The 12612-nt window shown below is 37.9% G+C and carries 11 protein-coding genes and 1 riboswitch; of the genes, 10 read left to right on the forward strand and 1 reads right to left on the reverse strand.

The features are described from left to right. Positions 1-21 precede the first annotated feature (21 nt). Together ACFSFW_RS11865 and ACFSFW_RS11870 are read left to right on the forward strand one after the other, a co-directional pair. Entirely contained in the window at positions 22-1389 is a 1368-nt protein-coding gene (locus tag ACFSFW_RS11865; protein WP_388038452.1) for an ABC transporter substrate-binding protein, read from the forward strand. Positions 1390-1500: 111 nt separating this feature from the next. Beyond that, positions 1501-2355: a glycerophosphodiester phosphodiesterase gene (locus ACFSFW_RS11870; RefSeq protein WP_388038455.1), complete on the forward strand. Its 855-nt coding sequence runs from the start codon at positions 1501-1503 to the stop codon at positions 2353-2355. 124 nt (positions 2356-2479) lie between these two features. Here the strand turns inward: ACFSFW_RS11870 and ACFSFW_RS11875 are convergent, their stop codons facing one another. Next, entirely contained in the window at positions 2480-4177 is a 1698-nt protein-coding gene (locus ACFSFW_RS11875) for a choice-of-anchor I family protein (RefSeq protein WP_388038458.1), read from the reverse strand. A gap of 205 nt (positions 4178-4382) precedes the next feature. Here ACFSFW_RS11875 and ACFSFW_RS11880 point away from each other — a divergent pair, with 205 nt between their 5' ends. From ACFSFW_RS11880 to ssuE, 8 genes are all read left to right on the forward strand, one after another. Next, positions 4383-5810 carry an alanine/glycine:cation symporter family protein gene (locus ACFSFW_RS11880; protein ID WP_388038460.1) on the forward strand — a complete coding sequence of 476 codons (1428 nt, stop codon included), beginning with the start codon at positions 4383-4385 and terminating at the stop codon, positions 5808-5810. 202 nt (positions 5811-6012) lie between these two features. Continuing rightward, on the forward strand, positions 6013-7434 hold the full coding sequence (nhaC, locus tag ACFSFW_RS11885) for a Na+/H+ antiporter NhaC (RefSeq protein ID WP_388038463.1): 1422 nt from the start codon (positions 6013-6015) through the stop codon (positions 7432-7434). Further along, positions 7434-8300 (forward strand): MBL fold metallo-hydrolase, encoded by an 867-nt coding sequence (locus tag ACFSFW_RS11890; RefSeq protein ID WP_388038466.1) that lies wholly within the window; start codon positions 7434-7436, stop codon positions 8298-8300. Before nhaC ends, ACFSFW_RS11890 begins: the two co-directional genes overlap by 1 nt. Before the next feature lie 137 nt (positions 8301-8437). Beyond that, positions 8438-9670 carry a poly-beta-1,6-N-acetyl-D-glucosamine synthase gene (gene pgaC, locus ACFSFW_RS11895; RefSeq protein WP_388038468.1) on the forward strand — a complete coding sequence of 411 codons (1233 nt, stop codon included), beginning with the start codon at positions 8438-8440 and terminating at the stop codon, positions 9668-9670. Next, positions 9634-10080, forward strand: a complete 447-nt coding sequence (locus tag ACFSFW_RS11900) for a poly-beta-1,6-N-acetyl-D-glucosamine biosynthesis protein PgaD (RefSeq protein ID WP_304219646.1) — start codon at positions 9634-9636, stop codon at positions 10078-10080. Before pgaC ends, ACFSFW_RS11900 begins: the two co-directional genes overlap by 37 nt. A gap of 382 nt (positions 10081-10462) precedes the next feature. After that, complete coding sequence (locus ACFSFW_RS11905; RefSeq protein WP_304219648.1) at positions 10463-10978, forward strand: hemerythrin domain-containing protein; 516 nt, start codon at positions 10463-10465, stop codon at positions 10976-10978. A 478-nt stretch (positions 10979-11456) separates the two neighbouring features. Beyond that, positions 11457-11557, forward strand: a riboswitch (SAM riboswitch). Between the two features lie 135 nt (positions 11558-11692). Beyond that, positions 11693-11866 (forward strand): YezD family protein, encoded by a 174-nt coding sequence (locus ACFSFW_RS11910; RefSeq protein WP_388038471.1) that lies wholly within the window; start codon positions 11693-11695, stop codon positions 11864-11866. A gap of 179 nt (positions 11867-12045) precedes the next feature. Further along, on the forward strand, positions 12046-12597 hold the full coding sequence (ssuE, locus tag ACFSFW_RS11915; RefSeq protein WP_388038474.1) for an NADPH-dependent FMN reductase: 552 nt from the start codon (positions 12046-12048) through the stop codon (positions 12595-12597). Positions 12598-12612 lie beyond the last annotated feature (15 nt).

Raw genomic sequence — 12612 nt, forward strand, 5'->3', positions numbered from 1 at the left:
TAATAAAGGAGATGAAGAAACATGAAAAAATTGATGATGTTCCTTGCAATAGGTTTAGTTTTACTTTTAGCAGCTTGTGCGGGAGGTGAATCTACTTCTGGCGATGGTAACCAAAACTCAGGCTCAGATAAAAACTCGCATTCAGAAGAAAAGAGTGGGCCACAGGTTGTAACATTCTGGCACTCTATGGGTGGTGCGGGCCAAGAAGCCTTAAATACGATTGTTGATGATTTCAATAAGTCTCAAGAGGAGATTCAAGTAAACGCAGAATATCAAGGTACATATGATGAGTCCTTAACAAAATTTAATGCTGTTGCAGGTACTGATAGTGCACCAACAATGATTCAAACTTTCGAAATCGGAACAATGTCGATGATTAACAGTGGCAATATTATTCCGATTCAAGAATTAGTAGATGCAGATGGATATGATATGAGTGGATTAGAAGAAAACATTATTAATTACTACTCATTAGATGGAAAGTTTTATTCAATGCCATTTAACTCGTCTACACCGGTTATGTATTATAACAAAGATGCATTTACTGCTGCTGGATTAGACCCTGAAACACCTCCAGCAACTTATGAAGAAGTAGAAGCTGCTGGTAAAGCAATTGCAAAATCAAATCCAGAAATGAAAGGCTTCGCTTTACAAGCATATGGATGGTTATGGGAGCAATTACTAGCGAACCAAGGTGCTTTATTACTGAATAATGACAATGGACGTTCAGAAACACCAACTGAAATTGGTTGGACAGAAGAAGAAGGAAAGTCCATTTTTGAATGGGTTAAAAGAATGGTAGATGACGGTACATTTGCGAATTATGGCACGAATGGAGATAACATGGTTGCCGGATTTTTAGCGGGAGATGTATCGATGTTCTTACAATCATCAGCTAGTGCTAGAGATGTGATCGATAATGCTCCATTTGAAGTAGGAATTGCATTCCTTCCACACCCTGAAAATAAGGAACGTGAAGGGGTAGTCATTGGTGGAGCAAGTCTTTGGATGATCGATGGAAAACCAGAAGCAGAAACAAAGGCTGCATGGGAATTTATGAAATATTTACAAACACCTGAAGTACAAGCGAAATGGCATGTTGGTACAGGTTACTTTGCGATCAACCCAGCTGCGTACGAGGAACAATTGGTCATAGATGCTCATGCAGAAAAACCACAATTACGTGTAACAGTCGATCAATTACAAGCAACTGAATCATCATTTGCAACTCAAGGTGCTTTAATGGATATGCTTCCACAAGGAAGAAAAGTAATGGAAACAGCGCTTGAATCCGTATATAATGGCGGATCTGTAGATGAAGCCTATACGACTGCAGTAGACCAATTCAACAAAGCAATCGAACAGGCAAACAAAGCAAGAACAAAATAAATGATTGGGACACGGGGACAGGTACCGTGTCCCACCATTTTTTTACAAAAAGTATTATAAGAAGAGTACGGATAATACACTTTTAAAAACGTATGTAAAGGGTGACTTTCGATGACGAAAATTTATGGACACCGTGGAGCAAAGGGGACATATCCAGAGAATACTTTACTTAGTTTACAAAAAGCGATTGATCAGGGTGTTGATGGTTTGGAATTAGATGTCCATTTAACAAAGGATGGGGAAGTTGTTGTGATCCATGATGAGACGCTCGAACGGACAACAACAGGCTCGGGTTGGATAAAAGATTTAACATTAGCTGAAATCAAACAATACAGCGCTGGAAAACCATTTACTCACTTTCATGAATATGAAGAAGCTTGGGATAACGAGCAAGTTCCCACTCTTAAAGAGGTTCTAGAATTACTCGCGCCCTACCAAATTGAACTTAATATCGAGCTAAAAACGTACTTGGTACCTTATGAAGGAATCGAGGAGAAGATCCTACAAATCGTTCATCAGTATGGAAAGGATCTAGAGATTATCTATTCATCATTCCATTTGCCCTCGATATTAAGAATCAAGCAACTCAATCCGAATGCGATAATAGCTTGGTTATTAAATGAGGGGGTTTCCCTTCCGCACGATTATTTGACTGCATTAGATTTAGACGCTTTTCACTTAAACAAATCGATTCTCCTACCAAAGGGGGAAATGTTCAAGCAAGTGTTACAAATAAGTAAGCAATTCCCAATGTATTTTCCATTAGAAGTCGTTCATTATCTTAACAAAAAGGTTAATGAGGATAATGAGAAGAGTTTCCACCATCTTTTTGATAAGGTAAGGGTTTGGACGGTTAATGAACCTAATGAAATCGAAAAATTACTTAGCCTGCAAGTCAATGCAATCATTACCGATTATCCTGAAAGAGCAATCCGTATTAGAAATGAAATGATGAAATTAGTATAAATGGTGGGACACAGGGACAGGTCCCGTGTCCCATACTTATTTTTACAAAAGGACTCTCAATAGTAACCAAAAAAGCCTAACTTCTCGAACGATTGAGAAATTAGGCTCATTTTTTTGATAAAAGTTATCTATCTTTTATAGGGTGGTTTTTATTAAGTTTCCCTTGCTTTACTTGGATTTCATTAACAGAAACAGTGCCGCTTACCTCATTACCTACTAAAACAAGTGGATTTCCAGTAGGACTTTCATTATGAGCAATAAATTCAAGCCCCTCAGGTGCCACATCACCAGCTATTGCCTGCGAAAAATCTCTAGTATTTGTATAGTCTGTAAACTGAGGATTTTGTGGATCGGTAATGTTATATGTCATGACTCCACCAATTCTCTCAAGCCCAACAAATGCATATACTTGATTTCCAATTACGCCTACCTTCACATCTTCAGGCTCAGGTCCCTTTTTGGCGCTGCGCTTTTCAAATGTATCATCGTCGTTAGACCAGTTGAAGTTTTCTGGAAAACGTTCTGCAGTGATCTTTTCGAAATCACTTCCACTATCATAAACAAGCTCCATTTTATCAGCCATCCAAATCGAGAATGAACGGCCACCCAAAGTATAAATGGCATCATTTCCCCGATCAGTCAGTACTTCAAGTTTACTATAACCATTATCGGGGTTTTTCATTTTCTCCAATGCGTCTTGTGCTTCTTTTGCTGTCATTCCTTTAAACAAATCTGTGTCTAGCGAAATTTTATCTTTTACATCTTTAAAGTCTGCAACATTAATAAAATCCGATTCATCCTCTGGCCATTCTGTTGCATCCCCTTCATTAGCTGTAATAAGATAATCGACGCCACGGATGGTTACATGTGCAATCCCATCTGGCATATAGGCACCTAGGATCGGAAGTTTTTCAATGTTTACTTTATCATCTCTAGCTGCATCTAATTCATTCCCTGCCATTGAATGGTCTTTATAACCAAGGGATTTAACTGATAAAACTTTGCCTTTTTCAACATCAATCGTCGCAATAGCATTGTTCTCTTGAAGAGTAACATATGCTTTCTTACCATTTTTTGAAACCGCAATGTATTCTGGCTCAAAATCTTTACTAGCATCTGCTTTTGTCCCATTCTTACGAATATGTACATCATCATCAATCACACTTGGATCATCAAAAGTAAGATGTGTAACTTTTCCAGAGGTCACTTCCACAATTGTAATCGATCCCTCGGGGTCTTCCGTATGCAGACCTCCACGCGGTTCGCCTTCGTTCGCTGATAAAATGTACTTTCCATTAGATGTTATTTTAACCATGTCAGGTTGTACACCTGCATCAAAGGTTTTTTGAATGTCGCCATCAGGATTCATTACCACAATTTTTCCGTTTTTTGTATAATCCGCTTCTTGAACGGCAGCAACAATTATATTACGTGAGCTATTAATATCAATACTTGTTAAGTCACCATATGTAAACGTGTCGGAGTTCACGACGTCAGCAATATTAATAGATCTTTCTTTTTGTAGTTCCGTTACAGTGTCTGTAGATCTTAAATCTTTAAGACTCACAATATCAATGGTCTGTCCATGACCATTAATAACATAGAACTTTTGGTTGGCAGCATTATATTTAACTATTTCAGCAATGCCACCATCTTCATTGGTTAACCCTATGCTATAGCCTGCAATTTTATTTACTTCATTGGGAGTTGAAAAATCTGTTTTCGCATATACATGATTACCGCTAATCGGGCTTACTGAACTTAGCAAAAAACCGGTTAATAAAACCTTACTGAACATTTTGAGCTTTGAATTACTTTTCATCGTATTGCCTCCACGTATCATATTCTATCTAAATCCAGGTGATCCGACAGATATAGCAATTGTAACCTAGCATTATTTCAACACTATTGAGTAATTGTAAAGAATTATTTGATTGTTTATTAAAAATTCAAACCACATCGTCTCATCCCTCAAAAATGTATAAGGAATCTAGGGATTAGCAATTATAACTGTAGGAGGGGAATCTATGGAATGGTTTGGTAGTACATTAGGTGAAATCAATACATTTTTATATTCGTATTTATTAATTATATTGTTGGTTGGAGTGGGTCTTTTTTTTACGGTTAAAACAGGTTTTATTCAATTCCGATTAATTTCAGATATGTTTAAAGTGATTACGGAAAAAACTCCAAGAGATGAATCAGGAAAAAAAGGGATCTCTTCTTTTCAGGCTTTTACCATTTCTGCTGCTTCTCGGATTGGGACAGGGAATATTGCTGGAGTTGCAACGGCAATTGCCCTTGGGGGACCTGGTGCTATTTTTTGGATGTGGATGATTGCGCTAATTGGGGGGGCAACTTCACTAGTTGAAAGTACACTCGCACAAGTATATAAAATCAAGGATCACGATACTGGGTTGTATCGTGGTGGTCCCGCCTATTATATAGAAAAAGGCTTAAATAAAAGGTGGATGGGCATCATTTTTGCCGTGGTTATTACATTTACATATGGTTTTGTGTTTAATGCTGTACAAGCAAATACGATAACCATCGCATTTGAAGAAAGCTTCGGTACTAATCGGGTTGTAGTGGGAATAATAATTGCGGTTATAACAGGTATTATTGTCTTTGGTGGATTAAAGCGTATTGTAAGTGTCACTCAAATTATTGTTCCGGTTATGGCAGTTCTGTATATCATCATCGCACTTCTTGTTGTCATCATAAATATTACAGAGCTCCCCAATGTGTTGATGTTAATCATTAAATCAGCTTTTGGATTCGAAGAAGCCTTTGCTGGTTTGCTAGGGGCAGCAATCATGAATGGGATAAAACGTGGTTTATTCTCAAATGAAGCGGGAATGGGATCTGCTCCGAATGCAGCGGCAACTGCATCTGTTACTCACCCAGTGAAACAAGGTTTAATTCAAACCCTAGGGGTTTTTATTGATACATTATTAGTTTGTACGGCAACAGCTGCTATCGTATTACTAAGTGATGCGTATCTTCAATCCGACGCTGCTTCTGTTAACTTAACTCAAGTTTCCTTAGCCGAGAATTTAGGCGAGTGGGCAGGGATATTTTTAGCTATAGCTGTATTTCTGTTTGCTTTCAGCTCAATTATCGGCAATTACTACTACGGTGAAACAAATATTGAATTTATTAATGAATCAAAAATTGGTTTAAGTGTATTCCGTATTTTTGTTGTGGTCTTTGTGCTATTTGGTTCCATTGCAAAAGTACAAATTGTCTGGGATTTAGCAGATCTCTTTATGGCCATCATGGCAATCATAAACTTACTTGCAATTCTGCTGCTTTGGAAGATAGTAAAGCAAGTTATTCAAGATTATGTTGTCCAACGAAAACAAGGCAAAGACCCAGTATTCTACAAGAAAAACGTTTCAAATCTGGGTGATGTTGAATGTTGGGGAGAAGAAGAAAAAAGCCGGTTGCATTAATAATTAAAACGAATTCCGAAAATGGGATTCGTTTTTTTATGTGCATCCGAGATAAGGACATTGACTAATCAAATAAAATAAATTATGATTATCGCAGTAAAAAGCTTAAAAGCATAAAAGCTTTAAAGTGTTAAAGTAACATTAGAATCTTCTAAACTATTAAAGTGCTAAGTTAATTTTTTATGGACTGGTGGGGGAAACGGTGAAATCAAATCTTACAATTTGGAAAGCAATCATTCCATTATTAGGTTTAATCATTGCTGCAGCTTGCTCTATTTTTATCTGGAATGCAGGAATGAATTTTCCATTAATGATAGGGGTGATTTTGGCATCCATCGTTGCAATTAGCAGCGGATGGAGTTGGAATGATGTCCAACAAATGATGGTAAATGGAGTAACAAGAGCCTTACCAGCCGTGTTTATATTAATGGTGATTGGGACGATTATTGGGTCTTGGATTGCGAGTGGTGTTATTCCAACAATGATTTATTATGGTGTTTCGATTTTAGATCCGTCCTGGTTTGTTCCGTTCGTTGCGCTAATAACAGGTATTGTTTCGATTACTCTAGGAACATCCTTTACTTCGATTGCAACTGTAGGACTAGCTTTCATGGCGATTGGAGAAGGATTGGGATTCTCATCGGCACTCGTTGCAGGGGCTGTCCTTTCAGGTGCCTATTTAGGGGATAAACTTTCACCTTTATCAGATACGACCAATATCGCTGCAGCTTTGGTAGATACGGATTTATTTAGTCATATTAAACATATGCTTTGGGATACGATTCCTGCATTTGTAGTATCCCTTCTGTTATTTTGGGTGTTTGGCAGTTTTGAGATTGCTAATAACACAAGTATTGGTAATGGGACGATTGAAGCCATTATGTCTGGCTTAGACGAAGCGTTCGTCATTCACCCATTGTTATTATTGCTACCGATATTAACGATCATTTTAATGCTAAAGCGTACTCCTGCCTTACCAGCATTGATGGGTGTCGGTTTATTAGGTGCGGTTATCGCTGTTGTAGTTCAAGGAATCTCGGTAAGTTCAATTGTTCAATTTATGACAAGTGGCTTTAAGATTGAAACGGGAATAGGTGAAATTGACTCCTTGTTGAATCGAGGTGGACTTACTTCGATGCTTGGGACTGTTGGAATGCTTATGATTGCTACCGCGCTTGGTGGTATTCTAGAAGAAACGGGAACATTTGAATTGTTAACAGGTAAAATGATGAAAAAAGTAAAAACGACTGGAGCACTCATTGGTTCTACTCTTTTATCAACCTTTGTTGTAGCGCTAGCAAGTGGGGCTCAGTTTTTGGCAATCATCTTACCAGCAAGAACCTTCGTTCAAAAGTATAAAGATATGAATATTGATACGAAAAACCTCTCTAGAACAGTCGAGTCAATGGGGACTGTAGGAATTAACCTTATCCCATGGAGTGTTCCAGCCGTGTTTGCAACGAGCATTTTAGGTGTCAGTGCATGGGAGTTTATCCCGTATGCTTTCTTTATTTATCTTGTTCCATTAGTAAATCTGTTGTTTGGTTTCACCGGATGGACGATTGCTAGAAAGGATTATAGCCAAGATAAAGAACTGGCACAAGTAGAAAGGGAAGTTGTATAGTGAGTGAAGTTATTTTAAGTGTGGTTGGGACTGCGCAAGATGGTGGTTTACCACAAGCGAATTGTTTTTGTGAAAATTGTAAAAGGGCAATGGAAGATCCAAAGTATAAAAGAACAGCGGCATCATTAGCGATTATATTACCAGAAGAGAATAAATGGCATTTAATTGAGGCTTCTCCTGATTTGCGAGAACAAATGGCGCGATTACAAATGAGATATGGATTGGAATCAAAATTGATGAGCAGTATTTTTATAACGCATGCTCATATCGGCCATTATCCAGGTTTGATGTTTCTAGGTAAAGAAGCAATTAATTCCCGAAAATTACCCGTAATGGCAGGGTCAAAGATGAAAAAGTTACTGGAAAAAGATGCTCCCTGGAGTCAGTTAACCGCACTTGAGAACATTGTTGTCCAAGAAATCAAGGATAGACAACCTGTGAGTGTTTCTTCAGAAGTAACAGTGACTCCGGTAACCGTTCCGCATCGTAATGAGTTTTCTGAGACGTTTGCTTTTTGGATCAAAGGACCGAATAAAAAGGTTTTATTTATTCCAGATATTGATCGATGGGAAGAATGGGAAATTGATATTCGAGAAGCGGTGAAAGAGGCGGATATTTGTTTCCTTGATGGCACATTTCATTCCCCACAGGATTTAGCGAATATCGGCCGTGATTATCGACAGGTTCCCCATCCACTAATGACAGAGACAATGGAGTTGCTTCAGGATTTAGTAGGAGAAACGGAAATTTATTTTACACATCTTAATCATTCAAACCCAGTATTATACAGAGACGGAGCATTAAGGAAAGAAATCGAAGCAAAAGGCTTCTATATTGCAGATGAAGAAATGGAATTTAGAATATGAAGTGTGGGACGCGTTTATCGCCTCCCATTTTTTTTATTAGGGGGAAAAAACTAGGCAGTGGACCTGTTCCATTATAAATGTATTCGGAATTACATAGACTACAGTTACTAATTTTTTTAGGAAACAGAGTTGATGATATGGAGAGTTTGGTAGCATCTCTTTCACAATTTATTTTTTGGTATCCTTTGGTTATGTCCTTATTTTGGATAGCAGGTGCGAGCCTCTTTTTTAGGTACCGGGAAAGAAAGAATAAGGTAGATTTCGACCAGGTTGAGTGGCCCTTTGTAAGTATTTTAATCCCGTGTTATAACGAGGAAGATACGATTGAGGAAACAGTTAAACATATTGTAAAAGTGAATTATCCGCATAAAGAAATCATTGTTGTGAATGACGGCAGTACTGACCGTACAGCAGATATTCTTCATAGATTAGCCCCTCACTATCAAGAACTTCGAGTCATTGATTGTAAGGAAAATAGGGGGAAAGCCAATGCCTTACATATTGCCCTTCATGCTTCTAAAGCGGAATATTTAATTTGTATTGATTCTGATGCCATTTTGGACCCTGATGCTCCTTATTATTTGATTCACCAATTTTTTAATCGTGGTGAGAGATTAGGTGCTGTAACAGGTAACCCAAGGATACGTAATCGTGATACATTACTTAGCAGGCTGCAAATTGTGGAATATGCGTCGATTATAGGTGCGATAAAAAGAACTCAGCGTACATTGGGTAAAATTATGACAGTATCAGGTGTGGTAGTAGCTTTTCGAAAAAAAGCTCTCGTAAACGTTGGCCTTTGGGACCGCGATATGATTACCGAAGATATTTCAGTATCTTGGAAGCTTCAGGAGAAGTTTTGGGATATCCGATATGAACCACGTGCTCTGTGCTGGATGCTTGTACCTGAAACGATTAAAGGAATATGGAAACAACGAATTCGATGGGCTCAAGGTGGACAAGAAGTGATTCTTAGACATTGGAGAATATTGCTGAACTGGAAGCACCGAAGAATTTGGCCAATTTATATCGAGCAGTGGGTAAGCTTATTATGGTCGTACTCTTGGATTTTTGTGACACTTTATTATTTCGTTACCGCTACGAGCATTCAAGAGCTATTCATTTGGATCACCTTCTCCTCATTTTCGCTGATCTTCTTAAGCTTAATTCAATTGTGGATTTCAATTAAAGTGGATTCCCCATATGACCAAATTTTGAAGTACTATCTGTGGGCAGCATGGTATCCGGTCATTTATTGGGTACTAAATGCAGTTATTGTTGTGTTTGCGTTCCCGAAAGCAATTAAGTCTCGAATCAAAGGTGGTTATGCGACATGGACAAGCCCAGACAGAGGAAACAGAATGAATTAATTATTAAAACAAAACGCAATTGGGTTCATGAAGTGATTATAGGGTTTTTCTCCCTATTAATATGGATGTTTTGTCTATTTGTCATCTTCTTTTTTATCAGCGCCCTTTTTAACAATAATAATGAATATTTAAATGTTGTGAAGATGTTATTTAAAACAACAAATATAGAAATAAGAGAATTCATTTATACAGTATTTGCTATTTTTATCGCATGTTATTTAGGATTATGGTTTTGGAAGTACTATAATACAAAAAGGTTTAGCCATCTGGTGAGAAGAAAATATCCGCAACCCACCTCTGAAGAAGAGGTTTTAGCACTCGGCTTAATTAGTAAAGAAGACTATGATTCCTTGCAAAATGCAAAAGACATTACACTGAAGAAAAATCCAATTCGGGATCTTGTTAGGTAGGGTCACAGGGACAGGTCCCGTGTCCCACCATTTTTTTACAATTATTGTATTGAAAATGAAGGGTTTATAGTGTGGTCGTCTCAATGGTAGGTTAAGTCCGATAAATTGTGATTTTTGTCCGATATATTTGGAAATCCGAAATCTTTGGATTTGTGTCCTAAATACTTTGATTCGTGTCCGATAAGTTACCACCTTTGTCCGATATCTTAAAAACTACCTTTTAAGTTAGTAGATTAGCCTCTTAAATCTATCATCAGCTGAGCGTATTTGAGGACATGATGTGGGGTGAATTCGAATGTAGTGATTCCTATCACTAAAGTTTTCGAACAATTAGAGTATGCTTTAGGAAGATAACAAATGGCCGGGGAAAGGGTGAAGTAGAATGCTGATAGAGGATCCAAACGTGAAGCTAAGTCCTCCGCTGCAACAATTAAAGGACGAGCACACGTCATTGAGAGCAAACATGGACCGTTTCTATGAGATAGCGGAAGAAATAGAATACGAATCTGGCCCCGAAGTACTTGAATTGTTTTCTGAATTATACAAGCAGATTTTAGCTTTTAATAATGAGCTTGCGGGACATTCGAAACGCGAGGATGAAGGACTGTTCCCAATGATGGACCGTCGCCTTGGAGATAAGGACCGAACCATCGAAACAATGGAATATGAGCATCGTAAGGCAGAGCAGCATCTACTGGATTTCCTTGATGAGGCTCTTCAAGCTGGAGAGAGTATCGATGAGTTTGATGCGCAAACTATTACAGTTTACGCAGTCCAGGCTTATGCAACCTTAACACAACACTTCGCGAAGGAAGAAAATATGCTTTTTCCATTGGCTCAAAGAATATTGTCCGCTGAAGAAAAAGTTAAGCTCGGACGATTGCTTCGAGATTTATAAAATAGCATAAACGGAGGCCCCGAATTATTTAATGATTCGAGGTCTTTTTATTGGGTTTTACCAATTATAACGTATTTTTTTCTATAATTTCCAAAAGTTAAGGTAAAAGCAGCATTTATTCTGTAGGAATTACCGGTTTCATCCAAAAGTCATAAGAAAAAGAGCGTTTATGCTACGGGTTTTTCCAAAATAATCCAAACGCCATAGTATAAGCAGCATTTATACTATGGCTATTACCAGTTTCATCCAAAACCCATATCAAAAAGAGCTATTAAGAATTTACTTTTTCCAAGTATATACAAAAGTCCTAGCATTAACCTTATTTTGAAGGTATGTTAACCTCCTAATCATTAAACGAATGATATTCCCTATGACGAAATAACTAAAATTTCTACCTTTTAAAAATTTTCGCGGAAATCGATTGACAGAAACAAAAATTCCGTGTAATTTATATAACAACAACTAAATTACCATTTTATTCTTATCCAGAGAGGTGGAGGGACTGGCCCATCGAAGCCTCGGCAACAGACAATTGTACTGTGCCAATTCCAGCAAGCGTAAAGCTTGAAAAGATAGGAAGAGTGTATGAAACTATTCACGTATGCCCTCTTCTTAAATGAAGAGGGCTTTTTGTTTTTTGGGCCAAAGAACGGATTGCCATACTGGTCAACCAATGGCAATGAATCATATACATCTTGAACAAGGGGGAGTTGTATGGCGCAGCTTGATGAATCAAAGGTGAAGCATATTTTATCGACCTTGGAGAAATTAGATTTTGGATCTATTGTAATCACGGTTCACAATGGGGAAATTACCCAAATCGATGCAACAGAGAAGAAGCGTTTTTCCTTGCAAAAATCTACATCAACCCATACCACAACTAAGTAAATAACTTGCCGATTAGACAACTAAAGGCATCTTTATTTTCAAAGCGTCCATAAAAGACGTTTTAGATAAAGATGCCTTTTTTAATTCAATTTTTGTCTTGCGGGAGAGGGGATTTAACTACAATAATCCCAAATTAAACTCATTTAGATGAACAAAGACACAAGGAAAGGATGATTAAAATGAGTGAAATCGTAATTTTATCAGGAAGTCCGTCTGAGAGTTCTAGAACGGACTTAGTCCTACAGTATGTTGGAAAAAGGCTGAAACAAGAGGGTTTCTCGGTCACACATGTATCTGTTAGAGATATTCCATTTCAGGACGTTTTTAATCTAAGGTTTGATAGTCCTGCACTTAAGGAACTGACTTTACTCCTTCAAGGGGCTGATGGAGTGATTGTCGGATCGCCTGTATACAAGGCAGCCTACACTGGGGTGTTGAAGGCAGTCCTAGATTTGCTTCCCCAAGATGTGTTGGCGCAGAAAACAGTCTTACCAATCATGACAGGTGGAAGCCCAGCCCACTTACTTGCGATTGAGTTCAGCCTCAAACCATTATTGGCTGCATTAAAGGGACAAAGCCAACAAGGAGTGTACTTCCAAGATTGCCAAATCGATAAAACACAAGAAATCAACCCAATAATAGATGAAGATGTGTTAGTAAGATTGAAAAAAGAGCTTTATTACTTTATCGAGACAGTAAATAAGAAAAAAGATTTTGCCATAAAAAACTAACGGAAGAGGAGCTAA

It is taken from the genome of Ferdinandcohnia salidurans, assembly GCF_042680725.1.
Lineage (GTDB): Bacteria > Bacillota > Bacilli > Bacillales > Bacillaceae_L > Ferdinandcohnia > Ferdinandcohnia salidurans.

What these genes read in the sequence shown, in the direction of transcription:
- ssuE (WP_388038474.1), top strand. Translation starts at nt 12,046, where the DNA reads ATGAGTGAAATCGTAATTTTATCAGGAAGTCCGTCTGAGAGTTCTAGA.
- ACFSFW_RS11865 (WP_388038452.1), top strand. Translation starts at nt 22, where the DNA reads ATGAAAAAATTGATGATGTTCCTTGCAATAGGTTTAGTTTTACTTTTA.
- pgaC (WP_388038468.1), top strand. Translation starts at nt 8,438, where the DNA reads ATGGAGAGTTTGGTAGCATCTCTTTCACAATTTATTTTTTGGTATCCT.
- ACFSFW_RS11875 (WP_388038458.1), bottom strand. Translation starts at nt 4,177, where the DNA reads ATGAAAAGTAATTCAAAGCTCAAAATGTTCAGTAAGGTTTTATTAACC.
- ACFSFW_RS11900 (WP_304219646.1), top strand. Translation starts at nt 9,634, where the DNA reads ATGGACAAGCCCAGACAGAGGAAACAGAATGAATTAATTATTAAAACA.
- ACFSFW_RS11870 (WP_388038455.1), top strand. Translation starts at nt 1,501, where the DNA reads ATGACGAAAATTTATGGACACCGTGGAGCAAAGGGGACATATCCAGAG.
- ACFSFW_RS11910 (WP_388038471.1), top strand. Translation starts at nt 11,693, where the DNA reads ATGGCGCAGCTTGATGAATCAAAGGTGAAGCATATTTTATCGACCTTG.
- ACFSFW_RS11905 (WP_304219648.1), top strand. Translation starts at nt 10,463, where the DNA reads ATGCTGATAGAGGATCCAAACGTGAAGCTAAGTCCTCCGCTGCAACAA.
- ACFSFW_RS11880 (WP_388038460.1), top strand. Translation starts at nt 4,383, where the DNA reads ATGGAATGGTTTGGTAGTACATTAGGTGAAATCAATACATTTTTATAT.